This is a genomic window from Leifsonia sp. Leaf336 (assembly GCF_001423695.1).
In the GTDB taxonomy this organism is placed as follows: Bacteria; Actinomycetota; Actinomycetes; order Actinomycetales; family Microbacteriaceae; genus Leifsonia.
The window spans coordinates 218710-244674 of record NZ_LMOZ01000001.1 but is presented as its reverse complement, the minus strand read 5'-3'; the positions used below and the strand labels follow the sequence as shown (position 1 = coordinate 244674).

22 protein-coding genes and 1 pseudogene are annotated in these 25965 nt (G+C 70.7%); 7 read left to right on the top strand and 16 right to left on the bottom strand.

Annotated features, from left to right (window positions below; translation table 11 throughout):
- Positions 1 to 30: 30 nt before the first annotated feature.
- Both ASF88_RS01180 and melA read right to left on the bottom strand, forming a co-directional pair.
- Positions 31 to 912, bottom strand: coding sequence for an SIS domain-containing protein (locus tag ASF88_RS01180; RefSeq protein WP_055913128.1), 882 nt, complete (start codon positions 910 to 912; stop codon positions 31 to 33).
- A 152-nt stretch (positions 913 to 1064) separates the two neighbouring features.
- Positions 1065 to 2393, bottom strand: a complete 1329-nt coding sequence (melA, locus tag ASF88_RS01175) for an alpha-galactosidase (RefSeq protein ID WP_055913125.1) — start codon at positions 2391 to 2393, stop codon at positions 1065 to 1067.
- Positions 2394 to 2515: 122 nt separating this feature from the next.
- On the opposite strand from melA, the gene ASF88_RS01170 reads away from it, so the two are divergent.
- Complete coding sequence (locus ASF88_RS01170) at positions 2516 to 3328, top strand: DeoR/GlpR family DNA-binding transcription regulator (protein WP_055913122.1); 813 nt, start codon at positions 2516 to 2518, stop codon at positions 3326 to 3328.
- Positions 3329 to 3657: 329 nt separating this feature from the next.
- On the opposite strand, the gene recQ is transcribed toward ASF88_RS01170, so the two are convergent.
- Positions 3658 to 5664 carry a DNA helicase RecQ gene (gene recQ, locus ASF88_RS01165; RefSeq protein ID WP_055913119.1) on the bottom strand — a complete coding sequence of 669 codons (2007 nt, stop codon included), beginning with the start codon at positions 5662 to 5664 and terminating at the stop codon, positions 3658 to 3660.
- A gap of 146 nt (positions 5665 to 5810) precedes the next feature.
- Between recQ and ASF88_RS01160 the strand changes: the two genes are divergently transcribed.
- The 3 genes from ASF88_RS01160 to ASF88_RS01150 all read left to right on the top strand — a co-directional run bounded on the left by ASF88_RS01160 (position 5811) and on the right by ASF88_RS01150 (position 8868).
- The gene (locus ASF88_RS01160) at positions 5811 to 6380 is read left to right on the top strand and encodes a dihydrofolate reductase family protein (RefSeq protein WP_055913116.1); all 570 of its coding nucleotides are present in this window, start codon (positions 5811 to 5813) and stop codon (positions 6378 to 6380) included.
- A complete protein-coding gene (locus tag ASF88_RS01155; RefSeq protein WP_055913113.1) occupies positions 6380 to 7225 on the top strand; it encodes an EamA family transporter in 846 nt (281 codons plus the stop codon). The genes ASF88_RS01160 and ASF88_RS01155 overlap by 1 nt, the downstream gene beginning before the upstream one ends.
- 86 nt (positions 7226 to 7311) lie before the next feature.
- Positions 7312 to 8868 carry an amino acid permease gene (locus ASF88_RS01150; protein WP_082518668.1) on the top strand — a complete coding sequence of 519 codons (1557 nt, stop codon included), beginning with the start codon at positions 7312 to 7314 and terminating at the stop codon, positions 8866 to 8868.
- A gap of 93 nt (positions 8869 to 8961) precedes the next feature.
- On the opposite strand, the gene ASF88_RS01145 is transcribed toward ASF88_RS01150, so the two are convergent.
- The 11 genes from ASF88_RS01145 to ASF88_RS01095 all read right to left on the bottom strand — a co-directional run bounded on the left by ASF88_RS01145 (position 8962) and on the right by ASF88_RS01095 (position 21917).
- On the bottom strand, positions 8962 to 9426 hold the full coding sequence (locus ASF88_RS01145) for a MarR family winged helix-turn-helix transcriptional regulator (protein ID WP_055913110.1): 465 nt from the start codon (positions 9424 to 9426) through the stop codon (positions 8962 to 8964).
- Positions 9410 to 11152, bottom strand: coding sequence for an MFS transporter (locus ASF88_RS01140; RefSeq protein WP_055913107.1), 1743 nt, complete (start codon positions 11150 to 11152; stop codon positions 9410 to 9412). The genes ASF88_RS01145 and ASF88_RS01140 overlap by 17 nt, the downstream gene beginning before the upstream one ends.
- A gap of 179 nt (positions 11153 to 11331) precedes the next feature.
- Positions 11332 to 12612, bottom strand: coding sequence for a hypothetical protein (locus ASF88_RS01135; RefSeq protein WP_055913104.1), 1281 nt, complete (start codon positions 12610 to 12612; stop codon positions 11332 to 11334).
- Between the two features lie 82 nt (positions 12613 to 12694).
- Positions 12695 to 13468 (bottom strand): polyprenol monophosphomannose synthase, encoded by a 774-nt coding sequence (locus ASF88_RS01130; RefSeq protein WP_055913101.1) that lies wholly within the window; start codon positions 13466 to 13468, stop codon positions 12695 to 12697.
- A gap of 111 nt (positions 13469 to 13579) precedes the next feature.
- Positions 13580 to 16327, bottom strand: coding sequence for an alpha-L-rhamnosidase (locus tag ASF88_RS01125; RefSeq protein ID WP_055913098.1), 2748 nt, complete (start codon positions 16325 to 16327; stop codon positions 13580 to 13582).
- Positions 16324 to 17577: a glycoside hydrolase family 1 protein gene (locus ASF88_RS01120; RefSeq protein WP_442915012.1), complete on the bottom strand. Its 1254-nt coding sequence runs from the start codon at positions 17575 to 17577 to the stop codon at positions 16324 to 16326. Before ASF88_RS01120 ends, ASF88_RS01125 begins: the two co-directional genes overlap by 4 nt.
- Positions 17574 to 18425 carry a fumarylacetoacetate hydrolase family protein gene (locus ASF88_RS01115; RefSeq protein ID WP_055913095.1) on the bottom strand — a complete coding sequence of 284 codons (852 nt, stop codon included), beginning with the start codon at positions 18423 to 18425 and terminating at the stop codon, positions 17574 to 17576. Before ASF88_RS01115 ends, ASF88_RS01120 begins: the two co-directional genes overlap by 4 nt.
- On the bottom strand, positions 18422 to 19291 hold the full coding sequence (locus tag ASF88_RS01110; RefSeq protein WP_055913092.1) for a fumarylacetoacetate hydrolase family protein: 870 nt from the start codon (positions 19289 to 19291) through the stop codon (positions 18422 to 18424). The genes ASF88_RS01115 and ASF88_RS01110 overlap by 4 nt, the downstream gene beginning before the upstream one ends.
- A 37-nt stretch (positions 19292 to 19328) precedes the next feature.
- Positions 19329 to 20114, bottom strand: a complete 786-nt coding sequence (locus ASF88_RS01105; protein ID WP_055913089.1) for an SDR family NAD(P)-dependent oxidoreductase — start codon at positions 20112 to 20114, stop codon at positions 19329 to 19331.
- A 46-nt stretch (positions 20115 to 20160) separates the two neighbouring features.
- Positions 20161 to 20958: an SDR family NAD(P)-dependent oxidoreductase gene (locus ASF88_RS01100; protein WP_235493218.1), complete on the bottom strand. Its 798-nt coding sequence runs from the start codon at positions 20956 to 20958 to the stop codon at positions 20161 to 20163.
- A gap of 86 nt (positions 20959 to 21044) precedes the next feature.
- A complete protein-coding gene (locus ASF88_RS01095) occupies positions 21045 to 21917 on the bottom strand; it encodes an alpha/beta hydrolase fold domain-containing protein (RefSeq protein WP_055913086.1) in 873 nt (290 codons plus the stop codon).
- A 50-nt stretch (positions 21918 to 21967) separates the two neighbouring features.
- Here ASF88_RS01095 and ASF88_RS01090 point away from each other — a divergent pair, with 50 nt between their 5' ends.
- Together ASF88_RS01090 and ASF88_RS01085 are read left to right on the top strand one after the other, a co-directional pair.
- Complete coding sequence (locus tag ASF88_RS01090) at positions 21968 to 22540, top strand: carboxymuconolactone decarboxylase family protein (protein ID WP_055913083.1); 573 nt, start codon at positions 21968 to 21970, stop codon at positions 22538 to 22540.
- A gap of 51 nt (positions 22541 to 22591) precedes the next feature.
- Entirely contained in the window at positions 22592 to 23368 is a 777-nt protein-coding gene (locus ASF88_RS01085) for an IclR family transcriptional regulator (RefSeq protein ID WP_055913080.1), read from the top strand.
- Between the two features lie 9 nt (positions 23369 to 23377).
- Here ASF88_RS01085 and ASF88_RS01080 read toward each other — a convergent pair.
- Positions 23378 to 24271, bottom strand: a pseudogene (locus ASF88_RS01080) (alpha/beta hydrolase fold domain-containing protein); the annotation flags it as partial.
- A complete protein-coding gene (locus ASF88_RS01075; protein WP_055913077.1) occupies positions 24192 to 24749 on the bottom strand; it encodes a quercetin 2,3-dioxygenase in 558 nt (185 codons plus the stop codon). The gene ASF88_RS01075 and the pseudogene ASF88_RS01080, both read right to left, overlap by 80 nt.
- Before the next feature lie 200 nt (positions 24750 to 24949).
- Here ASF88_RS01075 and ASF88_RS01070 point away from each other — a divergent pair, with 200 nt between their 5' ends.
- Positions 24950 to 25951, top strand: coding sequence for a sugar ABC transporter substrate-binding protein (locus tag ASF88_RS01070; protein ID WP_055913074.1), 1002 nt, complete (start codon positions 24950 to 24952; stop codon positions 25949 to 25951).
- Positions 25952 to 25965 lie beyond the last annotated feature (14 nt).

The window sequence follows — 25965 nt, the reverse complement described above, 5'->3', positions numbered from 1 at the left end:
GGGGCGGGGGCTGGGCGGTGGGCGGGTCGGTCAGCCGAGCACGATCGAGCGGGTCAGGTGGCGGGGGTTGTCGGGGTCGAGGCCGCGGTGGGCGGCGATGGCCACCGCGAGTCGCTGCGCATTCGCGAGCTCGACGAGCGGGTCGTGGCTGCTGGTGCGCACGGTAGCGCCGACGCGCTCGATGTCCTCCACGAGGCTGGGCTCGCTGCGGCCGATGATCCAGACCAGGGACTTCTCGCCGGCGACCGCGAGCGGGCCGTGCCGGTAGTCGAGCAGCGGGTACGACTCCGCCCAGGCCTGAGCGGCCTCCCGGATCTTGAGCGCTGCCTCCTGGGCCAGCCCGTAAGTCCAGCCGCTGCCGAGGTAGACGAAGTGCTCGAGCGACGCGGTGTCGAGACCGAGCGGCTGGGCGAGCGCGGCCTCGGCCTCTGCGGGGAGGCCGCTGACGTCCTCGCCGAAGGCGGAGCGGGCGAGCACCAGGAAGGTGGTGGGGAAGCGCGTCTGCACGACCGACTCCTCGTCGGCGAAGTCGAGAAGCAGCACGTCGTCCGCGCGCTCGGCGACGGGCGAGTCGGCGACACCGGTGACGGCGATCACGCGGACGCCCTCGGGCAGGCCGTCGATGGCCTCGATCGCCTCGGTCGTGGTGCCCGAGCGGCTGAGCACGACGACCGCGTCGTAATCGCGCCACGGCCACGGCTCCGACGCGTAGGCAGCGTCGGTCATCCCGAAGCCGGCGCCCTCGCGCAGTGCCGCGAACGACTCGGCGACGAACGCCGACGTGCCGCAGCCGAGGACGAGCACGCGCGCACCCGGCAGGGTGAGCAGGTCGCGCGCGCGGTCGGCGTGGCGGTCGAGTGCTTCGCGCCAGACGGCGGGCTGGCTGTCGATCTCGCGGGAGGTCAGTGTCACGGGGTGCTCCTTCGTGCGGTGCTGCGCGATGCGCGGGTGTCGCGGCGTCGCGCCTTCTTCATCATTGGCTGGTGGTTGAGCGTTTGACAACGAAACCGTTCAGTTCGCTCACTCTGAGTGATCGTTTGTAACAAACGTGTTTCGAACGGCTATCAGTTCGCTGCCTGCAGGCTCGATGACTCGAGCGTGCCGCCGAGCGCGACGGGGAGTCGTGCGGCGTGGCGGAGGGTCAACTCGTCGCACAGCGCCCAGAGCTGCTCGGGCGTCAGCGACGAGCTCGCGTTCGGGTCGGTGAGCACCGCGCGGCGCACGAGGGCCGGGTCGCCGGCGCGGGCGGCCTCCACCGCGAGCTCGGCCACCGACAGGTAGGTGCGGTTGAGCGCTGCGCCCTGCGGCGGGATGTCGCCGAACGGCAGCGGGTGCACGCCGTCCGCGTCGACGCGGCTCGGCACCTCCACTACCGCACCCTCGGGCAGGTTGCCGATCAGGCCGCGGTTGACGACGTTCGCGTGGATGATGCGCTCGGTTCCGGTGAGGATCGAGTGGATGACCTGCGGCGCGTACTCGGCGGCGCCCTCCTCCAGCTCCAGCGGCTCGCCCGCGGCGAGCGCGGCCTTGGCGTGCTCGAACTCGGCGACGTTCTCCTCCGAGATGCCGACGTACTCCAAGGGACGCAGGCGGAAGCGCTCGATCTGCTCGGGGTCGCGCAGGAACCAGGAGAGGTACTCCGACGAGTGCTCGCTGGTCTCGGTCGGGTAGAAGCCGATGCGCTCGAAGATCTCGACGCGCACGCGACGGCGCAGCTCGGGGTCGCGCTCGATGGCCTCCCGGAGCAGCGGATAGAGGTCTTCGCCGTCGCGCGACCACTCGACCAGCCAGGCCTGGTGGTTGACGCCGGCGGCGCGATAGTGGGTGCCCTCCATCGGCACCCCGATGAGCTCGCAGAGGTCGTGCACCGTCCAGTAGACGCTGTGGCAGAGCCCGACGGTCTTGATCGACGGCGCGACGACCGACATCCACCAGACGTTCATCGCCATCGGGTTCGTGTAGTTGAGGAACCAGGCGTCCGGGCACAGGTCGAGCATGTCGGCGGCGATGCCCGACAGCACGGGGAACGTGCGCAGCCCGCGGAACACACCGCCGACGCCGGTGGTGTCGCCGATGGTCTGCAGGAGGCCGGCGGCCGCGGGGACCTCCAGGTCGATGCGCGTGGCGTCGATGCCGCCGACCTGGATCATGTTGATCACGAAGTCCGCGCCGGCGAGAGCCTCGCGGCGGTCGAGGGTGGCGACGAGCTCGGCCGTCCTCCCGAACCGCTCGACCAGCTGCTCGGCGGTCGCCGCGGCGACGGCGAGGCGCTCGGCGTCGATGTCGTGGAGGACGATCCGCAGCGTCGGGAGGTCGTCGAAACGGAACAGATCGGCGAGCAGCTGACGGGTGAAGACGACACTGCCGGCACCGAGGAAAACAATCTGAGGCATGGGGCGATCCTGCGGTATGGTGTTCACTCCGCGCAACATTATGATCGAATAGCGCCTAAAGTGATCACATCAGTTGATCGGTTGATCGCTTCGCTGACGAGTCGCTCGAAAGGGACACTGCAATGGTCGCTCCGTCCGCCGAATCGGCGATCGCCCGCGTCAGCTCGGGTCGCCGCGCCCGCCGCATGCTCGAGATCCTCGAGCTGGTGTCGGAGCGCGGCTCGATCAGCCTCGCCGAGCTCTCGGAGACGCTCGACATCTCGGCGCCGACCGCGCGGCGCGACCTTTCGGACCTCGCCGACCAGCAGCTGCTCCTGCGCACTCACGGCGGCGCGGCGGCGCTCGAGCGCGGCCAGGAGCTCCCGGTCGCCCTGCGCGACACCCGCTTCCAGGAGGCCAAGCGCGCCATCGCCAAAGCGATGGTCGCACGCCTCCCCGCCGAGCGTCACGTCGTCGCGCTCAGCGGAGGGACCACCACCGCGAGCGTGGCCCGTGCGCTGGCGAACCACCGCGAGATCACGGTGGTCACCAACTCGCTGACGATCGCCAACCTCCTCTCGGGGTTCGCGGGCGTCCGGGTCGTGATGACGGGCGGCTTCCTGCGCCCGCAATCGCTCGAGCTGGTCGGGGCCATCGCCGAGAACACGTTCAACGCCGTCAACGTCGGCACGGCGATCCTCGGCGCGGACGGCATCAGCGTCGGCTCGGGGGTCACCACCCACGACGAGACCGAGGCGCGCACCAACCGGGCCATGGTGGCCAAGGCGCAGCGCACCGTCGTCGTCGCCGACGGCTCCAAGATCGGCAATGTGGCGCTGGCTCCCATCGCCGACCTCCACCAGGTCGCGCTCATCATCACCGACAGGTCGGCCGACCCCGACGAGCTCGACCGGCTGCGCGCAGCCGGCGTGGAGGTCGTGGTCGCGGACGCGTAGGGGCGCGGTCGACTGCATCGGAGGAGATCCGCCCATTCGCGCTCTTGATCTCCTCCGCTGGCCGCCACTGCACGGCGCGTCGCCATACGGTTCCTCCGTTGCCGAGGCCGAAGACGCCGGTTTCGGCCGGCGGGAGTGCGATCCGCGGGCTGTGGGAAGCGGAGGAGATTCGGCGCGTGGTGCGGCGCGGCGACGGCTGTCGGAGGAAATGCGGCGCGGACCGGGGTGGATGTCCTCCGTTGGCTGCGGGCCGGCGCGCGCGCCGGCGACGGAGGCCGGGAGCCATGGTCGGAGGCCGGAGGCCGGCAGCCGGAGGCCGGCAGCCGCCCCTATGCCCCCTGGGCGCCTTCGGCGACCACCTGCAGGAGCGCCTCGCCGTAGGCGTCGCGCTTCTTGGCGCCGATGCCGCTGATGCCGTCGAGCTCGTCGAGACTGGAGGGGCGCGCGGCCGCGACCGCGCGCAGCGTGGCGTCGCCGAACACGATGTAGGCGGGGACGCCCTGCGTCTTCGCCTCCCCCGCCCGCCAGGCACGCAGCGCCTCGAAGAGGCCGGCGTCGGCCGGAGCCAGGTCGGACGCCGCGACCGACCGCGCGCTGCGCGACGAGCGGGCCGCTCGCTCCGGCTCACGGCGCAGCACCACCTCGCGCGCACCGGACAGCACCTCGCCGCCGGCCGGGGTGAGCGCGAGCACGCCGTACTCCCCCTCGGGCTTCAGCAGCTCTTGCGCGATCAGCTGACGGACCACTCCGCGCCACTGGCTCTCGCCGAGGTCGTCGCCGATGCCCCAGGTGGCGAGCCCGTCATGGCCGTACTGGTCGACGCGCGGGGTGCGCTTGGCGCGCAGGATGTCGATGAGGTGGCCGGCGCCGAACCGCTGCCCGCGCTCGCGCTGCAGCCGCACGACGGTCGACAGCAGCTTCTGCGCGGGAACCGTGCCGTCCCAGGTCTCCGGCGGGTTGAGGCAGGTGTCGCAGTTGCCGCACGGCGTCGAGCGCTGGCCGAAGTAGTTCAACAGGTTCACCCGTCGGCAGTGCACCGTCTCGCAGAGCGCCAGCATGGCGTCGAGGTGCTGCGTGAGCCGGCGCCGGTGCGCCAGATCGCCCGGGGATTCGTCGATCATGCGCCGCTGCTGCACGACGTCTTGCAGGCCGTAGGCGAGCCACGCGGTCGACGGGAGGCCGTCGCGGCCCGCGCGGCCGGTCTCCTGGTAGTAGCCCTCGACCGACTTGGGGAGGTCGATGTGGGCCACGAACCGGACGTCGGGCTTGTCGATGCCCATGCCGAACGCGATCGTCGCCACGACGATGACGCCGTCCTCCCGCAGGAAGCGCGCCTGCGTGCGCGCACGCGTGTGGGCGTCGAGACCGGCGTGGTACGGCAGCGCCGTGAGGCCGCGGCCGGCGAGGAACTCCGCCGTGCGCTCCACCGAGTTGCGGGAGAGCGCGTAGACGATGCCGGCGTCGCCCTGGTGCTCGACCGTGATGAAGTCGAGCAGCTGCTTGCGCACCTCCGCCTTGGGCACGATGCGGTACTGGATGTTGGGGCGGTCGAAGTCGGAGACGAAGTGCTCGGCGCGGTCGAGACGCAGACGCTCCGTCAACTCGCGATGGGTCGCTTCGGTGGCGGTCGCCGTCAGTGCGATGCGCGGCACATCCGGCCAGCGCTCCGCCAGCTCGGACAGCGCGAGGTAGTCGGGCCGGAAGTCGTGGCCCCACTGCGACACGCAGTGCGCCTCGTCGATGGCGAACAACGCGACACGGCCGCGTTCGAGGAAGCGCTTGGTGGCCTCGCTCGACAGCCGCTCCGGCGCCACGTACAGGATGTCGAGCTCGCCCTCGAGGTAGTCGCGCTCGACCGCTGCGCGCTGCCCCGCGTCTTGCGTGGAGTTGAGGAAGGCGGCACGCACGCCGACGGCGGTGAGCGCGTCCACCTGGTCTTGCATGAGCGCGATGAGCGGTGAGACCACGATGCCCGTGCCTTCGCGGACCAGCGACGGGATCTGGTAGCAGAGCGACTTGCCGCCGCCGGTGGGCATCAGCACGACGGCGTCGCCGCCGGAGATCACCCGATCGATGATCTCGGCCTGCTGGCCGCGGAAGGCGTCGTAGCCGAACACCGTGCGCAGGGCTTCGGCCGCGCTCGCGAACTTCGGCGGAGCCGGACGGATTGCCGCCGGGGCGGCAATGCGAGCCTCATCGACAGCAGGCTCGTCGGCGAACGGAACATCGGCGTACGGGTCCTCCCCGAAGTCGGGCAGCGGCGGCTCGACGTCGAACGGCGCCTCGTCGAAGGGGGGCGCCTCCCGGCCGTCGGGCTCCCAGGTGTTCCAGTTCATTCCTCGATCGTAACGAGCGCCGCTGACCGCAGGGCCCGGGCGCCGGATCTGTGGAGAGTCCGCGGCCTCCCACGACTGTTGAGGAACCGCCGCTGTGGAGGAACACCGACTGCAGCGGGTTCGGCCGCTCCGCTACGATCGGGCGCATGCGGCAGCTCATCGTGTCCGAGTTCCTCACGCTCGACGGCGTCGTCGAAGCGCCGGGCGGCGAGACGAGCCATCGGCACGCGGGCTGGACCATGCCGTACGCCGCCGACGACCTGTTCGCCTTCAAGCTGCAGGAGACCCGTGACGCCGACTCGCTCCTCCTCGGGCGGCGCACCTTCGAGCAGTTCGCGGAGGCCTGGCCTCCCCGCGAGGGCGACTTCGCCGAGAAGATGAACGCGATGCCCAAGACCGTGGTCACGACGCGCACCGACGACCTCGGCTGGAACGCGACCCGGCTCGACACGACGCACGGCGTCCGTGACGGCATCGCCGCGCTCAGGGAGGGCGACGGCGGCCCGATCCTGGTCGCCGGCAGTGCTACGCTCGCCCGCGCCCTCCTGGTGTGGGGTCTCGTCGACGAGCTGCGCCTCCTCGTCTACCCGGTGCTGGTCGGCGGAGGCGCACGGATCTTCCCGGACGACCGCAGCAAATGGGCCTACGAGCTCGCCGGGCTGCAACGCTTCTCCAGCGACGCGGTGCTGCACGTCTACCGGCTGGCCCGGAGCTGATGCCGAGCGCGATCCTCGGCCTGATCAGCGCTCTCGTCTACGGCTCGGCCGACTTCGTCGGCGGCGTCGCGTCCCGCGTGATCGGCCCGCTGCGAACCACAGCCGTCGGCGCGGTCAGCGGCTTGGCGCTGCTGCTCGTCGCGCTGCCGCTCGTCGGAGGCACCTGGTCGGCCGCCGCGCTCGGCTGGGGCGCGGCCTCCGGAGCGATCGGCGCCGCCGCCGTCGCGCTGCTCTACGCCTGCCTCGCGATCGGCCCGATGAGCATCCTGTCGCCGCTCACCGCCCTGGTCTCGGCGCTCCTCCCGTTGACGTGGGGGCTGCTGGGAGGCGACCGCTTCGCGCCGATCGGCTACGTGGCGATCGCGCTCGCGCTCGTCGCGGTCGTGCTCGTGGGCTTCGTGCCGGAGCGCGGCGCCGTGCGGCCCAGCGCCCGCGCGCTCGGGCTGGCGGTCGCTGCCGGCGCGCTCATCGGCGTCTTCCTCATCGTGCTCGACCAGACTCCGGCCGACTCGGGCCTGGTGCCGCTGGTCGCCAACCGCACGGTGAACGCCCTCATCATGTGGACGGTCGTCGGCCTCCTCGCGCTCCGCGGCGCGACCAGGAGGTTCACCCGGCAGGGCGTGCTGCTCGCGATCGGCTCCGGCCTCCTGGACGCCTCGGCGAACACCCTCATCCTGATCGGGCTGCGAGCCGGCGACCTGGCCACGATCTCCGTACTGGTCGCGCTCTATCCCGCGGGCACCATCGTGCTCGCGGCGGTGGTGCTGCGCGAGCGCATCGCGCCCGTGCAATGGGTCGGGCTGGTGCTGGCGATCGCGGCCGCAGGGATGCTCGCGATCGCCTGACGGCCGTGCGCCTCCACTCGGCGGGGTCTTGCGGAGGACGGGTCGCGCACGGGTACTGTAGGCGTCCGGACCATGGGAAGGCCGCGATGAGCACACCACACGACCCGGCGGACGAGCTGGAGAACCGACGCGAGCACTTGGGCGACGTCTCCCAGGCCGTGCAGGACTTCGCCAGCGAGCAGGAGGGCTACCACAAGTCGCTGTCGTCGCGGCAGCTGCAGATGATCGCGATCGGCGGCGCCATCGGCACCGGCCTCTTCCTCGGCGCCGGCGGGAGGCTCGAGCAGGGCGGACCGCTGCTGGTGCTGGTCTACGCGGTCTGCGGCTTCTTCGCGTTCCTGGTGCTCCGTGCGCTCGGCGAGCTGGTGCTGCACCGGCCGTCGTCGGGATCGTTCGTGTCGTACGCACGCGAGTTCTACGGCGAGAAGATGGCGTACGTCGCCGGGTGGATGTACTTCCTCAACTGGGCCATGACCGCGATCGTCGACTCCACGGCGGTCGCGCTCTATGTGAAGTACTGGGAGCTGTTCACCTCGGTGCCGCAGTGGCTGCTCGCACTCATCGCGCTGGTCGTCGTCGTCAGTCTCAACCTGATCTCGGTGAAGGTGTTCGGCGAGATGGAGTTCTGGTTCGCGATCATCAAGGTGAGTGCGCTGGTCGCGTTCCTGGTCGTGGGCATCGTCGTGCTCGCGGCCGGCTGGCCGACCGATGTAGGACCGACCGGCCTCCCGATGCTCGCCGCCAACGGCTGGCTGCTGCCGCACGGGGTCGCGACCATCGGGATGGCGATCGTGCTCGTGCAGGGCGTCGTCTTCGCCTACGCGGGCGTGGAGCTGGTCGGCATCGCCGCGGGCGAGACCGAGAACCCGGAGAAGATCATGCCGCGGGCGATCAACAGCGTCGTCTTCCGCATCGCGGTGTTCTACTGCGGCTCGATCCTGCTGCTCGCCCTGCTGCTGCCCGCGAGCGTCTACAGCGGCAGCGAGAGCCCGTTCGTCACGTTCTTCAGCCACCTCGGCGGCCCGCAGCTCAGCGCGATCGTCGGGTCGGCCATGAACTTCGTCGTGCTGACCGCGGCGCTGTCGAGCTTGAACGCCGGCATGTACTCGACCGGCCGTATCCTCCACTCGATGGCGCAGACCGGTGCGGCGCCGGCCTTCACCGCGCGGATGAACTCCCGCGGCGTGCCGTACGGCGGCATCCTGCTGACCGCGAGCATCGGTGTGCTGGGCGTGTTCCTCAACCTGATCGTGCCGGCGGAGGCCTTCAACATCGTGCTGAACGTCGCCTCCCTGGGCATCATCACGAGCTGGGCGATGATCATCCTCTGCCAGATGCAGCTGCGCCGCTGGTCGTTGCAGGGCAAGCTCGCGCGGCCGTCGTTCCGGCTCTTCGGCGCGCCGTTCACGGCGTATCTGACGCTCGCGTTCCTGGTGTCGGTGCTCGTGCTGATGGCGTTCGACTACCCGACGGGGACGTTCACGGTCGCCTCGCTGGTCGTCATCATCCCGCTGCTCATCGTCGGCTGGTACGCGCAGCGCTCGCGCATCCTGGCGATCGCACAGGCCCGAGAGGGCTACACCGGCGCGCACCCTGTCGTCGCCGCCCGCCCGCCCCGCCGCTCACGTCGCCCGCGTCCCTGACACCCGCCCTTCAGACACCGAAGGGCACGTCGTTGTCGCTTTCGAGGCGCGAAGGTGACAACAACGTGCCCTTCGGCGGTAGGGGCGTGGAGGTCAGGGAGCCGGGCGGGCGATGTGGGCGGCCTGCTCGAGTGCGGGGAGGGCGCGGCCGAGTGCCTCGACCTCCTCGGGGGTGAGCTCGGCGAGGATCGCCGCCACCGCGCGGGCTCGGTCGGAGCGCGCCGCGAGGAGGAGGTCGATGCCGGCCTGGGTGCCCGACACGAAGAACGAGCGCCCGTCGTCGGGGTCGGGGGTGCGCTCGACCAGCCCGCGCGCCTCCAGATCGGAGACGACCCGGGTGATCGTCGGCGCCGCGACGACCTCGATCGCGGCGATCTCGCTCGGCCGCAGCGGGCCGTTGCGGACGATCGTCGACAGGGCCGACAGCTGACCGTGGCTGAGTCCTCCCGTGGCCGAACGGATGCGGCGGTTCAGCCGGCCGACGGCCAGGGCCAGGCGGCCGGGGACATCGTCGTCACCGGTCGCCGGCCGCTCAGGATGCTCACGCTCGACCCGCACCGACTTCCTCGCCTTCCACCGTGGCCGGCCGCGCAGCTGCGACGGCCTCCTCATGAACATACTTGGATCCGCCCAGGAAGGAGGCGATCGCACCGATGAGGCTCATGACGGCGGCGGCGATGAAGACCACGACGAGGCCGTCGTGGAACGGGCCCGAGATCAGCTGCGGGAAGAACTCCTTGCCCGTGAGCGTGGCCGCGTCGACGTGGGGGGACTGCAGGAGGCCGGTGGGGCCGAGCAGGCTCGCGATCGGGTTGTAGCCGAGGAACGCCGCGAACAGGCTCCCGACGGGAGGTGTCGCGCCGATCTGCGCCGCGACGTTCTGCGGCACGCCGTGGGAGGTCAGTCCGGTGGTGAGCGCGGTCGGCAGCGCCACCGAGAGACCGGCGATCATCAGCGAGAAGAAGATGCCGATCGAGAGCGAGCTTCCGGCGTTGAGGGCGACGCCGGCCATGCCGGAGGCCGCGCCGCGTTCGTTCGGCGGCACGCTGTTCATGATGGCCGTGCGGTTGGGCGACGAGAACAGACCGGAGCCGATGCCGTTCAGGCCGGTGAGCAGCGCGAACTGCCAGTACTCGAAGTTCACGGGGATCAGCAGGAGGCCGATGAACGTGAGCGCCACGAGCAGGAGCCCCACGGTCGCGAACGCCCGCGAGCCGAAACGGTCGGAGAGCGCGCCCGAGATCGGGCCCGCGATGAGGAAGCCGATCGTGATCGGCAGCATGTAGATGCCGGCCCAGAGCGGCGTGGACTCGTAGCTGTAGCCGTGCAGCGGCAGCCAGATCCCCTGCAGCCAGATGATGAGCATGAACTGGAGGCCGCCTCGGCCGATCGCCGCGAGGAACCCCGCGAAGATGCCCGACGAGAACGCGCGGATCTTGAACAGCCGCATGTCGAACATCGGCGACGGCACCTTGAGCTCGATCACCACGAACGCGATCAGCAGCAGGATGCCGCCGATGATCGAGCCGAGCACCCACGGGTTGCCCCAGCCCTGCGAGCTGCCGCCGTAGGGCTGGATGCCGTAGGTGATGCCGGTGAGGAGGGCGATCAGGCCGATCGCGAAGGTGACGTTTCCGAGCCAGTCGATCCTGCCCGGGTTCTTCTGGCCGACCTCGTGCAGCGACTTGAACGACCAGATGGTCCCGATCACGCCGAACGGCACCGAGACGAAGAACACCGCGCGCCAGTCGATCTCGGCGAGCACGCCGCCGAGGATGAGGCCGATGAACGATCCGGCGATCGCGGCGACCTGGTTGAGGCCGAGCGCGAAGCCGCGCTTGTTGGCGGGGAACGCGTCGGTGAGGATGGCCGTCGAGTTGGCGAACAGCATTGCGCCGCCGATGCCCTGCACGAACCTCCACGCGATCAGCCACATTGCGCCGGGGCCGCCCGTGAACGGGTCGAGGCAGAGCGCGATCGCGGCGACGGTGAAGATCACGAAGCCGAAGTTGTAGATGCGCACGCGCCCGTACTGATCGCCCATGCGGCCGAACATCACGACGAGCACGGCGGTGACGAGCATGTAGCCCATCAGCATCCAGAGCAGGTAGGAGACGTTGCCGGGCTCGAGCGGGTTCAGCTTGACGCCGGTGAAGATCGCAGGGAGGGAGATGATGACGATCGACGAGTTGATCGTCGCCATCAGCATGCCGAGGGTGGTGTTGGAGAGGGCCACCCAGCGGTAGTGGGGGTGGTCTTTGGTGAAGATGCCGGTGCGGGGCAAGAGAGTCCTTCGTGCGTTTCGTGTCGTGTGTCGTGGGTCGCCGGCCCCAGGCGCCGGTGCGCGCCGAAGCGGGCGCGCTGCGGTGCGCGGATGATTTATATGCGTTAACTATATAACCCGGTGGGGAGTGGGGGAAGTGGCGTGCGCGGGTGACCGTTCGCACATGCCACCCTTCCTCCCTAGCGATCGGCATCGGCTCGACCGGTGAGGTCGACGCAGGGGACGGTCACCTTCCAGCCGATCGTCTCCTTCAGGTTGACGAATCGCAGTTCGTCGTCGCTGCGGCATTCCGCGAAGGCAGCGGCGAGTTGGGGTTGCCAGGCGGGACCGTCCGACCGCCGGGTCCATTGCGGCCCGAGCTGGGCGGCGATGAGCGCTACCGACACCGCCGCGACGGCGACGACCGACCAGCTCAGCGCGGGGAGCCGATGCCGGCGACCGAACGCGATCGCCGCCGCGAGAGGCAGCACGAGCGCGAGCAGCATCGAGGGGACGACTCCGTACCGCGTGAGCCAGACCGTCGACAACTGCGCAGAGCTGAGGCGTGCGTAGTCGTAGAACGTGTTCGGGTTGGTCGCGACGCTCGCGACGTAGATCAGCACGGATCCGCTCAGTGCCGCGACGGCGAGGAGGCGTTGCCCGTGCGTACCGCGGACCATGACATAGACCACGCCCGCAGCGATGACGGCGAGGACGGCGATCCCGACCGCCGGTCCGGTGGAGGCGAGGACGGCCCCGAGCCGCGACTGCGGGACCGCGAGGGGCATGACCGCGTTGATCAGATAGCCGTAGGCGATCGACAGCGGGTCGACGCCCGGGTTCGTGTTCGCGGCCCTCGGCCAGCCCACGGTGACGACGAGCTGCACCACCAGCCCCGCGATCACTCCCGCGCGGACGACCCACACCAGACGGTCTCGCGAGCGGACCAGCAGCAACGGGGCGAGGAAGAGGGCCTGGATCTCGGTCATCGCACCGAGGAACGCCACGATCGAGAGGACGATCGCAGACCGCAGTCGGCGCGGACGCGCCAGGACGATCCAGAACAGCGTCCACAGGAACACCGAGTGCAGGTTGGCGAGGTTTCCCAGCACCTCCCGTGGCGCCAGCGGTGCGATGACGGTCAGCCCGGCGATGAAGCACCGCGCGGGAAGCCAGGGCACCAGGTCGCGGGCGCAGACGAACACGACGACGGCGAGGGCGCCTGCGATCGCGCAGGCGGTAGCGGTGGTGGCGAGCGCCCACCAGGAGACGGGGAGGAGCACCACGGCGGCCGCGACCAGGCGCGGCACCGTGTGCAAGTAGCCCCCATAGGGCTGGAAGAGAACGCTCGGGCCGCCCCAGGCCGCCGAGGAGATGAAGGTCCGGCCATCCTCCGCCCAGAACGTGTCGCGGGCGATCACCGGTATCCGCAGCCACGCGATCACCCCGCAGCTCACCGCGAGGGCCACGAGCAGGAGCATCGGCCGACGACCGACAGCGACTCGGACTCTGCGAATCCGGGATCGAGGAACGATCAGCGGGGCGGTCATGCCCGTCAGACGGTCACACGACTTCGACGGCGGTCGCGCTTCGGGCGGCCGAGGGCGAATGGAACCGTAACGCGACGAGTTGCCGCAGGTAGGCCGCACCGTTGGCGAGGGTGGCTTTGGAGTGACCGGCGCCACGAGCGCCGAACGAGAACGGGATCTCGGTCATGGTCAGCCGGTGCCGCAGGAGCACCTCCAGCAGGATCTTGAAGCCCTGCGGCCGCATCGCCTCCAGATCGAGCGCGTCCCGGCGGACCGCGAAGAACCCGGTCATCGGGTCGGTGCACTGGCGCAACCGGCGCGGAAAGAGCGCACGTGCGGCGAGAGTGCTCACCCGGGAGACCAGGTGGCGCACCGACCCCTCGAGACCGCCCGCGCTACCGCCGTCGAGATAACGGGACGCGACGACGATGTCCGCGCCGCGCTGCTCCCCCGCGGCGATCAGCCCCGGGAGGTCTTCCGGCGGATGCTGCAGGTCGCCGTCCATGACGACCACCCACCGGTGGACAGCGAGCGCCATCCCGGTCAGCACAGCACCGGAGAGGCCACCCGCCGGTTCGTCCCGGTGCACGACCTCGACCTTGTTCAGCACACGCTCGGCCGCTCCGGCCGCTTCCGACGCGGTGCCATCGCTCGAGTCGTCGATGATCAGGATCTCGCTCACATCCGGGTCGAGCACCGTGGCGAGCCGGCGCACCAGCTCGCCGACGTTGCCGGCCTCATTGAAAGTGGGAACCACGACGGAGACACCCCCGAATCGCTCCCCCTCCGAACCCGCGTTCTGTCTCATCCCGGCTCCTCACCCTCACCTCCCATCACACGCCTCGCGCTCCAATATTCGGCACAGAATTCGGGGTGCCTCCTGAGAGAACGCTATGGGTCGATGATCGATTCGCCTGGGTCAGGTCGCCCCCCGCGAGAGACCGTACAGAGTCGGAGTCGAGCCGGCTGCGAGGTCGAGTCGGTTGGTCGCCGTGCCCGCGCCGAGGGGGAGGCACCGGCCGGCGACCGCGAGCTCGGCCGTCACTCCGTGCGGGACCTCGGTCGTGATCGAGACCCGCTCGCCGATGCGCTCCCACCGCACGCCCAACCGGCCGTACGGGGTCGTGACATGGGCAGCGACTTCGGCGGGACCGGCCTCCAGGTCCGGCTCGATGACCGCGCACCGGTAGCCGGGTGCCGTCGCGCGCAGGCCCGCGACGCGGCGGTACAGCCAGTCGTCGACGCAGCCGAACGCATAATGGTTGAAGGAGGTCGGCCGCGGCGTGCCGTCCGGCGCGACGGCGTCCCAGGACTCCCAGATGGTCGTCGCCCCGTGGTCCACCTCGTACAGCCACGATGGCTGCTCGCGCTGCCACAGCACGCGGCGGGCGAGCTGCGGGTAGCCGTGGTCCCACAGCACGTCGAGCAGGTACGGCACGGACAGGAACCCGGTGTCGAGGCGGTCCGCGCGCTCTTCGACCAGCCGGGCGAGGCGGCCGGCCGTCGCCGCGACGCGGTCATCCGGGACCATCCCGAACGCGAGCGCGAGCGTGTACACGCCCTGCAGCTCGACGGGGAGGCTGCCGTCGGCCGAGACGTGCGCGGCGGCGAAGGAGGCCCGCACACCGTCAGCCTGCTCGGCCAGCGTCGCGGCCTCCCGCGGGCGCCCGAGCACCTCGGCGATTCCGGCCGCGATCGTCAACGTCTGCGCCCGGAACATCGGCGCCACCAGGCCGCCGGTGAGAGCGGGGGCGACGCCGATCGCCTCGTGGAACGGCTTGCCCTCCAGCGTGCTCGGCGCCAGCCAGTCGCCGAAGTGGTCGCCCTCGGCGTAGGCGGCGGTGGCCTGGTAGTCGATCCAGCGCAGGATCGCCGGATACGCATCGGCGAGCACTCGCACGTCCCCGTAGCGCTGGTAGAGCGTCCAGGGCACGAACGCGATGGCGTCGCCCCACCCCGCGGCGGCGACGATCGCGCCGATCCCCTGCGCCGCAGCCGCGGCTTCGTCGTCGAACGGCGAGCGCGGAGAGACGATCGGAACCCGGCCGTCCTCCAGCTGGTCGGCGCGCAGGTTCTCCAGCCAGCGGCTGAGGAACGGCGCGACCATCGCGTTGTTCGTCGCGGCGGGCGCGAACACCTGGATGTCGCCTGTCCAGCCGGCGCGCTCGCGCTGCGGGCAGTCTGTGGGGATGGAGAGGAAGTTGCCGCGTTGGCTCCACACCACGTTCTGATGCAGCCGGTTCAGGCGGGCGTCGGAGGTCGTGAACGAGCCGGTCTGCTCCAGGTCGCTGGCGATCACCACCGCGGTCACGTCGCCGGCGTCGGGCGCGGAGCGGAGGCCGCGCAGCCGCGCGTAACGGAACCCGTGGAACGTGAACGACGGCTCCCAGGTGTCCTCGTCGGGACCGGCCGCCACGTAGACGTCGGTCTGCTCGGTGTTGATGCCGAGGATGTTGACGAACCAGGAGCCGTCGGCGGCGAGCGCCTCCGTGTGCTCGATCACGACCTCGTCGCCGGCCTCCAGCCCGCGCACCGTCATCCGCACCCGCCCGGCGATGACCTGACCGAAGTCGACGATCCAGCCGGCGCCGCCGTCGCGGTCATCGCCGCCGTGGGGCGGCCGGGGTTCGGCGACGATGGAGGCCGCTGCAAGCTCGGCGACGCGGCGCACCGGCTCGCCGGCGAAGGGCACGAGTTGTGCGGTATCGGCGCGTGACGCCGCCACCGGCCGCCAATCCCCGTCGGCGAACCCGATCTCGGCCCAGTCCTCCGCGAGCAGCCGGCGGTCGTAGCGTTCGCCGACGAAGAGGTCGGCGTACACCCACGGTCCGGTGGAGCTCACGACGTCATCGCCCGATGCGACGACGGTGCGGCTGCCGTCGGCGTGGTCGAGGTGCAGTTGCCAGAGCGCGGAGGTCGTATCGCCGTACTGCGCGCTCGAACCGGTGATGCCGATCCGGCCCGCCCACCAGCCGTCGGCGAGGGCTATCGCGAGCACGTTCTCTCCGGGCCGCACGAGGTCGGTCACGTCGTAGGCCTGCACGGAGATGCGGTGCCGGTACGAGTCGGAGCCCGGTGCGAGCACCTCGTCGCCGACAGCGGCGCCGTTGAGGTGCGGCTGGTAGATCCCCCGGGCCGTGGCGTGCAGGCGCGCCCGCACGATGTCCGGGGACGCGGTGAACCGCTGGCGGAGGAGCTGCACGGGCCGGAGTCGCTCGGCCGGGCCGCCTTCGGGTTGCGCACCGCGGATCCAGTCGAAGAGGGTCCACCGCTCGATCGCGGTCGGCTGCTGGTCGGGCGTGACCCAGGCGGCCTCCCAGGTGGCGCGATCGAGCAGGGCCGTCTCGAAGCGGGAGGCGCCCACGGCATCGGTGCCGACGGCATCGGTGCCGACGGCATCGGTGCCGTCGGCTCCCCAGCTGTGCACCGTCCAGCGATAGGCGGCGTCGGAGGCCAGCGGCTCCCCCGCGTATTCGACCGACGCCGTCTGAGCTCCGTCGACGCGACCGGTGTCCCAGACCACGCGACCGCCGGCGGTCGCGACCTCGAGGCGGTAGCCGGTCTGTTCGTGGTCGACGTTCCAAGAGAACCGCGGACGCGTGGTGGCGACCCCGCTCGGCTCATGGAGGTATTCGACGCGGAGGTCGGCGCATCGTCGCTCGTTCACACCGGTTCGACTCCGTTCGTGCGCGCGACCTCGCCGAGCCAGTGCGCGCTCGGTTTCGGCGTGCGCTCCTGCGTCGCACGATCCACGGCGATCAGGCCGAACTTCGGGCCGTAGCCGAAGATCCACTCGTAGTTGTCGAACGCCGTCCACGCGATGTACCCGCGCACGTCGATCCCGTCGGAGAGACAGGCTCGCACGCCCGCGAGCGCGACCCGGAGGTAGTCGATGCGCTGGCCGTCGTCCTCCGTGGCGAGCCCGTTCTCGGTGACGATCACGGGAACGCGCGCGATCGTGGCGGCCTCCCGGATCGTCACCTCCAGCGCCTGCGGGTAGACCTCCTCGCCCATCTGGTTCACGGACACTCCGTCGGGCGCTGCGGCGAGGCCTTCGGCGTCGTACACCGTGCGACCGTAGGTCTGGATGCCGACGAAGTCGTCGTCGCGGGAAGCCTCCAGGAACCGCTCGTTGACCTCGTTGCGGACGCGGTCTGCGCGCTCCTCGCCGCCCGGAGCGGCCTGGATATCGGAGTTCGCGAGCGTCCAGCCGACCGGGATGCCGGGCTTGGCCGCGCGGATCGCGTCCCTGCCCAGCCGGTGGGCCGCGAGCTTCACGTCGAATCCGGCCTGCGAGACGGTGAACTGGAACGGCGCGATCCGGGACGGCGCGATGCCGAGCCGCTCGGCCGCCGCAGACCAGAGCGGAACGGACGCACGTGCCTCCGGAGGCTCGCCGCCGATCCCGAACGACCGCAGCAGCCACGCGAGGTTCGGTTCGTTGAGCGTGCAGGCGACGTCGATGAGGTCGCCGAGGTGCTCCATGACCGTCGCGCAGTACCGCGCGAAGAGGGCGGGCGTCCGCTCGTCCTCCCAGCCGCCGGAGGCCAGCAGCCAGCGCGGGCTCACGAAGTGGTGGAAAGTCACGACCGTCGTGAGACCGTGCTCCCGGCACGCCTCGAGCACGCGGCGGTAGTGGTCGAGCTCCGCGGTCGAGAACAGCCCCTCCTCCGGCTCGATCCGCGCCCATTCCAGCGAGAACCGGTAGGCAGTGAACCCGAGTTCGGCGATCAGCGCGATGTCGTCGCGGTACCGGTGGTAGTGGTCGATCGCGTCTCCCGACGGCTCGGCGAAGATGGTGCCGGGGAGGTGCTCCAGGAACCACACGTCGCTGTTGACGTTGTTGCCCTCCACCTGATGCCCTGCGGTGGCGACTCCCCACAGGAAGCCGGCGGGGTAGTCGTTGCCGATGCTCATGCGTCTGTCCGTTCCGTGAATCGTGTGCGGATGGTGCCGATGCCCTCGATGGTGGACACCAGGGTCTCCCCCGCACGCAGGAAGCGCTTGGGAGTGCGGGCGTTGCCGATCCCCGACGGGGTCCCGGTGAAGATCACGTCACCGGGGAGCAGGGTCACGACGGCGGAGAGCCGGGCGATGAGCTCCGGGATGTCGTAGATCATCCGGGAGGTCCGGGAATCCTGCAGCGTCTCACCGTCGAGGGCGCACCCGATCGCGAGGTCGCCCGGATCCGCGAGCTCGTCGGGCGTGACCAGCCACGGCCCGGTCGGCGAGAATCCGGGATGCGACTTCGCCAGCGAGAACTGCGGACGGGCGCCCTCGAGTTGGGCGACGCGCTCCGAGAGATCCTGGCCGACCGTCATGCCGGCGACGTGCGCCCACGCCTCGTCGTGCGGGATGCGGTGACCGCCGACACCGATGGCCACGACGAGCTCGACCTCCCAGTCGACGTTCCCGTCCGGCAGTTCGACGGTCGCGTCCGCGCCGGTGAGGCTGCTCGGGAACTTGGTGAAGGTCACCGGCAGGCTGTCCGGCGGATAGCCGGCCTCGTCGGCGTGCTCGCGGTAGTTGACGCCGATCGCGAAGACTTGGGGTGGCCGCGGCACGGGTGGTCCGAGCCGTGCCGGCTCGATCGCCAGCTCGCCGGGCGCGGCGACCGCCGCGGCCCACGAGCCGAAGGCCTCCCAATCCGCGAACGCCGCCATCGGGTCGGGCCCGAACCGGCCCTCCGAGGCCGAAGCGACATCCGTCGCCGTACCGTCGGGGTGGACGATCGCGGCGCGCCCGTCGAGGTTGGCCAGCTTCACCAGTCGACCTTCGCCGGCGCGGGCACGCCGTAGGCGTCCTGCCAGCTGACGACCGGGTTGCGGAGGGTGCCTACGCCGTCGATCTCGGCCTCAACGACGTCGCCCGGCCGCAGGTAGAAGTCGAACGGGTTGTCCTGGATGGCCGCCACGCCGGAGATCGTGCCGGTGGTGATGATGTCGCCCGCGCTGAAGATCTGCGGCGAGTGGTAGGCGACGAGGTGCGGGAGGGTGACCAGCATCTGGTCGGTGTTGCCGCGCTGGCGCACCTCCCCGTTGACGCGCAGCTCCATCGCGAGCTTCTGCGGGTCGTCGATCTCGTCTTTGGTGACGATCCACGGCCCGATCGGGCAGAACGTGTCGATGCCCTTGCTGAAGGAGAAGACGCCCGACTTCATCTCGCGGCGCTGGATGTCGCGCGCGGTGATGTCGTTGAACACCGTGAAGCCGGCGATGTGGTCCCAGGCCTCCTCCGGGCTGAAGAACTTGCCCGGCTTGCCCAGGATCACGGCGAGCTCCAGCTCGTAGTCGAGCTCGGAGGTGAGGTGCTCCGGGTACACGATCGGATCCTCCGGCCCGATGATCGCGTCGACGTTCTGGAAGAACACGATGCCCTTGTGCACCGGGTGCGACCAGTTGACCTTCTGCAGCTCCTCGTGGTGCGCGGCGAAGTTGCCCGCGGTGTGGAAGAACTTCTTCGGCACGATCGGAGCGCGCAGCCGCACGCTGTCGAGCGGGACGACCTCCCCGGTCTCGCCGACGCGGCCCTCGGCCTCGAAGTACGCCTTGGTGGAGGGGATGTCGAGCTCGACGACGTCGTCGCCGTCGATCCGCCCGACGCGTCCCTCGTCGAAGGTGATGAGCTTCATGTGTCGTTCCTTATCTCTTGGTGTGCGAGGGCCCGGCTCACGCGCCGACCATGTTGAAGCCGCCGTCGGCGAGCATGTACGCGCCGGTGATGTGCGAGGCGTCGTCGCTGGCGAGGAAGAGCGCGGTGCCGGCCACGACCTCCGGAGCCGGGATGGTGCCGAGCGGGGTCTGCGCGATGAGCTTCTCGCGGCGGCCGCCCTGCCAGTCGGGGCGGGCCAGCGTCGCCTCGGTCTCCATGAAGCCCGGCGCGAAGATGTTCACCCGCACGGCCGGCGCGAGCGCGGCGGCGTACGACTTGGTGATGCCGAGGAGTGCGTACTTGCCGGCCGCGTACACCGGGGCCCGGGCGCTGCCGCGAACGATGACGGTCGAACCGATGTTGACGATGGCCCCGTGGCCCTGCTCGACCATCCGCCCGCCGAACTCGTGCACCATCGTGAGCGTGCCCTTCACATCCACGTCGACGACGCGGTCGAGCGTCTCGGGAGTGAGGTCGCGCCACGACATCAGGTCGGTCGCGACGTCGCCGACATTGTTCACGAGCACGTCGAGCACCCCTGCGGTCGCGAACACCTCGTCGCGCAGCCGCTTGACCTCCTCCCAGTCGGAGATGTCGGCCTGGACGACGAACGCCTCGCCGCCGAGCGCCGCGATGCGCTCCGCCGTGCGACGGGCGCCGGCCTCCGACCGGTTGTAGTGCACGCCGACGCGGGCGCCCTCCTGGGCGGCGCGCACGGCGATCTCGGCGCCGAAGCCGGTTCCGGCGCCGGTGACGAGCACCGTCTGCCCGGCGAAGCGGGGGAAGATCTGCGGTGCGTTCATTCGTTGTCCTTTCGTTCGAGCGGGTGGCACGGAGGTCCGACCGGGGTCAGACGAGCGTGCGGCCGCCGTCGATGTACAGCACGTGCCCGGTGATGAAGCCGGCCTGACGTGAGGCGAGGAAGAGCACGGGCCCGGCGATCTCGTCCGGGGTGCCGAGGCGCCCGGCGGGCACCTGGCCCTCGAGCTTCTCGCGGTTGCCGTGCTCGGCGAGGTGGCCGCTGGTCAGCGGCGTCTCGACGTAGCCGGGCGCGACGGCGTTGACGGTCACGCCGTCTTTCGCCCACTCCCGGGCCATCACCCGGATGAGCTGGTTGATGCCGCCCTTGGAGGCCGCGTAGGGCCCGTGGTTCTCGTGCGCGAGCAGGCCGGAGACGCTGGAGAGCGCCACGATGCGGCCGTGCCCCTGCTCGGTCATCCGGCGGCCGGCGGCCTGGCCCAGCGCGAACAGTGTGGTGAGGTTCACGTCGATGATGCGCTGCCACTCGTCCTCGGTGAAGTCGAGCAGGGGTCGGCGGTCGTTGATGCCGACGCTGTGGAGGACGACGTCGAGACCGCCGAGGGTGTCGATCGCGTGATCCACCACCGTCACCGCCGCGCCATGTGCCGTGAGGTCGGCAACGAGCGTGCGGCCGCCTCGCCCTCCGAAAGACGGGTCGGCGTCGAGCTCGTGGAGGCGGCGCTCATCGCGATCGACGACGAGCACGTGGGCCCCGGCGTCGAGGAACCGGAGGGCGCAGGTCGTTCCGATACCCCCGGCGCCGGCGATGACGACGCGGGCCCCGTCGAGGCCGAGCCAATCGGGCGTGCGCGTCGGCGCCTCCTGGGCACTGGTCTGGATCGTCACCGAGGCCACCTCACTTCGTCGTGTTGGACTTCATCATATGAAAGTCACTTTCGTCGGATGAATTTACGCTCCGCTTCACCCTGGTGTCAAACCCCGACGGCGCGGAGCATCCGCGCGACGGCCGACAGCGCCGCCGGATGGCCGGGCTCGTTCAGGAAGCCGTGCAGGGCCCCGGGAGCCCTGCACACCTCGGTGTCGACTCCTGCGGCGATCAGCGCGCAGGCGAACGCCTCCGCCGACGCGCGCAGCCGGTCGCGCTCGGCCGTCAGCAGCAGCGTGGGCGGCAGGCCGTCGAGCGCGGCTCCCGCCGGGAAGGCGTAGGGGTCGCCAGGGTCGGCGCCGCCCAGGTAGTTGGCCGTGATGGCCGCCACCGCCTCGGGTGGAAAGGTCAGCGCAACAGGCACACCCTCCAGGGCCGCGAGCAGCGACGCGTCGGCCGCGGGCAGCTCGGCGTGCAGCACGGGGTAGGCCAGCAGGAGCGCACTCGGCGCCGCGCCCGCCCGGTCGCGCAGCCGGACCGCCGCCCCCGCGGCCAGGTTGCCGCCGGCGCTCGCCCCGCCGAGGGCGACGCGGTCGACCGCGGCGCCCAGCTCGGAGGCGTGCGCCACAGCCCAGTCGAACGCGGCGACCGTCTGCAGCGACGCCACCGGGAAGGCGGCACGCGGGCCCGGACGCATGAGGAAGAGCTCCTCCGGGGACGGCATGCCGTCGACTCCGTCCGGCTCCGGCAGTCCGGCGGCACCCTCCTGCGGTGCGAGCGTGTAGTCGACGGACACCACGCTCACCCCGCCGGCGGCGAGCGCGCGGGCCACGGCGTCCGCCTCCGGCATGTCGAGGTCGCCGAACATGAAGGCGCCGCCGTGCAGCCACACCAGCGCCGCGCCCGAGGGCTCCTCGGCGCGGTAGATCCGGGCTCCGAACGTGAATCCTGCAGCGTCGAGTACGATGTCGTCATTCATTGTGTGAAAATCTCTTTCATATTGATGGTGACTGTTGATTGGATCGATCGATGACGTCCCGCATCCCCCGGCTCCGTCCCGACGAGCTCGACGCCGAGCAGGCCCGGCTCTACGACGCGATCGCGGGCGGACCCCGCGCGGCCGGACCTCAGCACTTCCCCCTCCGCGACGCCGACGGAGCGCTGCGCGGACCGTTCAACGCGTTCCTCCTCGCGCCGCCGCTCGGCGACGCCGTGCAGAGTCTCGGTTCGGCCCTCCGCTACCGCGGTGCGCTCCCCGACCGCGCCAGGGAGCTGGCGATCCTCCTCGTCGCCCGGCACTGGGACAGCGCGTTCGAGTGGGAGGCGCACAGCGCGGTGGGCCGTGCGGTCGGCCTCACCGACCCCGAGTTGGAGGCGCTGCACGCGGGTCGCGTCGGCGCCTTCAGCGGGGACGAGGGCGTGGTCGCCCGCGTGACGGCCGCTCTGCTCGCGGGTGACCTCGACGACGCCGGCTGGGCGGAGGCCGAGGCGGCGATCGGAGCCGACGGGGTCTTCGAGGTCAGCACCCTCGTCGGGTACTACGGGTTGCTCGCGCTGCAGCTCCGCGTCTTCGGCGTGGACAGGCACGGGGGCGGGGAGTGAGGCCTGACGCGGCCTTGCGCTCCCCAACGCACTGAGATACGGTTTCACTCCATGAAAGCCCCTGACGGCAACCGCTACCGCATCGAGGCTCTCGCCAAGGGTCTCGACGTGCTCAGCCTCTTCGACGAGACGACGACGTCGCTCAAGCTCCGCGACATCTGCGACCGCACCGGCATCCCGATGCCCACCGCGTTCCGCGTCGTGGCGACCCTCGAAGAGAGCGGCTACCTGGAGCGCCTGGCCGACGGCACCATCCAGCCGGGCGTCGCGGTGCTCACGCTCGGCTCCGCCGCGCTCCGCGGCTCCAGCCTCGTGCAGCTGAGCGAGCAGCCCCTGCGCCAGCTGGCCGAGGCCACCGGCGAGACGGTCAACCTGGGCGTGCTGCTGCGCGACCAGGTTCTCTACCTGGCGCGCATCCGCAACACCGACCTCGTGACGGCGAACATCCAGGTCGGCTCGACGCTGCCCGCCGCCTTCACCTCCATGGGCAAGCTGCTGCTCTCGTACCTCGACACCGCGGAGCTGCGCGACCTCTATGCCGACGCCGACTTCGCGGCCGCAGGCCCCAACGCCGCGCACTCCGTCGGCGAGCTGGAGTCCCGGCTGGCGACCGTTCGCCAGCAGGGTTACGCGCTGCAGGACGAGGAGGTCGCTCCGGGCCTCCGCTCGGTCTCCGTCCCCGTGTTCGGCAGGGACGCCCGCCCGGCCGCAGCGATCAACATCGCGGTCAACACCACCCGTCACGACCTGGCCTCCCTGCGCGGGCCTCTGCTCGATAGCGCCCGTGCGACGGCCGCGGACATCTCCCTCCGCCTCCGTTCCGCCTGAGCCGGCGGCTCACCGCAGCACACGCACGCAGAAGGCGATCGCCGCCTCCAGCAGCGAGTCGCGATCGACGTCGCCCTGCCAGAGGTGCCCCGCGGCGGGGACCAGGGTCAGCTCCACAGGCGCGCCCACCCCGGTCAGCGTCGCCGCGAACAGCTCGCTCTGCGAGTGCGGCACCGCCTCATCGGCGAGCCCGTGCGCGATGAGGGTCGGCGGAGCGCCTGGTCGCACCTGGTGGCGAGGGCTCGCGGCGCGCGCCCGGGCCGGGTCGGCCGAGATGGGGTGCCCCAGCCAGCCGGCCTCGCGCGTTGCGGGGTCGGCCGACTGGCCGAGGGCGGCGGCGAGCGCCTCCAGGTCGGCAGGGCCGTACCAGTCGACGAGGCCGCTGACTCCGGAGTCGGGCTCGAGCGCGACGAGCGCCGCAAGGGTCGCCCCGGCGGACTCGCCCCAGAGCACGACGCGGGAGCCGTCGACACCGAGGTCGCCGGCATGCGCGCGCAGCCAGGCCAGCGCCGCGCGCACGTCGTCCACCTGCGCGGGGAAGACCGCGTCGCCGCTCAGCCGATAGTCGACGGACGCGACGGCCATGCCGGCCGCCGCGATTCGGGCGAAGGGGCTCGGCTCGCCGTGCATGGTCGGCACGAAGGTCCCGCGGTCGCCGGCGCGCCAGCCGCCTCCGTGCACGAAGACGACCAGCGGCGGTAGCGAGCCGAGCGGGTCGTGCGCGGTCGGCAGGTGGAGGTCGAGCCGCAGCGGCCCGGATCCCGCCGGCTCGGCGAAGACGTGCGCGCTCACGCGCTCGACGACATTCTCCGCGGTCACGGGCTCAGTCGTCGAGGAAGTTGTAGTCCGGCCGGAACACCGTGCCGTAGAGCTCGCCGGCCGCGCGCATCTGGTCGAACGACGGCGCGTAGAACTCCGACGGCTGCGGGATGCCCGGCTTCGTCGTGGGGGTTCCCATCGCGTGGAAGAAGCGTGCGAAGCCTCCCGTGCTCACGCCCAGCACCCGTGCGGTCGACTCGATGCGGAACGCGTGGATGGTGCCCTTGGGCACGTAGCCGAAGGCTCCCGCCTGCAGCACCCGGTCGTCCTTGAAGCCCTTCTCGTCGTCCATCCACAGATGCACGGCTCCGTCGATGACGAAGAAGATCTCGTGGGTGTACGGGTGGATGTGGGCCGGGATGATGTCGCCGGCGTTCCCCTCGGTCGTGAAGACGTCGTACTGGCCTTCGGTCTCGTCGCCCGTGAGCAGGACCGTGAACAGCGTGTCGAACACGACGCTCTTCTCGCCCTCCCCCTTGTCGAGGAAGAACGGGTTCGGGGCGCCGGGAAGAATGCCGGCGTGGGGATGGGGGCCTGGTCTCGTGGTCTCGTCCAGTGACATGGGTCAACCTCCTCGTTGAGTCGCGTCCTCAGCAGCCTGAGCGCACGGCGACGGGAAAGCCAGTACGTCTTGCCTACCGCGCGATAGGCCTGACCTCATGAACTTTCGTTCCGCAAAAGTTACTTTCATTTTCGTTCGGACCGTGCTAGAACCGACTCAAGTATCGGCAGCCGTGCCGATCGCGACGCAAAGGTGCACGCATGATGAACACAGCCAACTCCCGCCGCGGGCTGCGGCGGTCCCTGCTGGCCGCGGCCGCCCTCGCCGTGACCGTCGGGCTCGGCCTCGCCGGCTGCAGCGCGGGATCGCCGGCGGACCCCGCCACGAAGGGCGGATCGACCAGCAAGGCACTCCGCATCGGCTTCTCGCCGTTCACCCTCCAGGTGCCCGCTCTCAAGGGCCTCGCCGACGGCCTCACCGCAGCAGCCACCGCACAGGGCGACAAGGTCGTCACGGCGGACCCGAAGGGCGACCCGTCGACTCAGCTGCAGCAGCTGCAGCAGTGGGTGCAGCTCGGCCAGGTCGACGCCATCTGGGTCATCCCGCAGGCGGCCAAGACCATCGCCCCCGTACTGTCGCAGGCCACAGGCAAGGGCATTGTCGTCATCGCCTCCGGCATCCCCTCCGACTACGGCTTCAGCGGCAAGCAGCCGGGGATCACCTTCACCAACGTGGACAACGCCGACTACGGGACCAAGCTCGGCAGCCTGACGGCCGAGTGCATCGACAAGCGCCTGGACGGCAAGGGTCAGGTGATCTTCCTGCAGAGCCCGGCCGGCGCCCAGAGCACGACCGCGATCAACGAACAGTTCAAGAAGACGCTGACCGAGAAGTCGCCCGGCACGAAGATCGTCAACCAGCAGGACGCAGCCGACCGGCTGAAGTCGCAGCAGATCATCTCCAGCGCGCTGCAGGGGGCGCCGGGCGCCAACACGGTCGTCGGCACCGACGACGAGTCGAGTCTCGGCGGCCTGGCGGCGTTCACGCAGGCGGGCAAGGACCCGGCCAAGACCTGCATCGTCGGCGCGGGCGGCGGCACGGAGGCTCAGCAGGCCGTCAAGGACGGCAAGCTCTACGCCGACCTCGCTTTCGACTTCCAGGCCGACCTCATGCAGAACCTCAAGCAGCTGCACACGCTCGCCGCGGACCCGACCGCCAAGGGCACCCAGCTGACGACGCCGATCACCGTCATCACCAAGTGACGCGCTGAATCGGC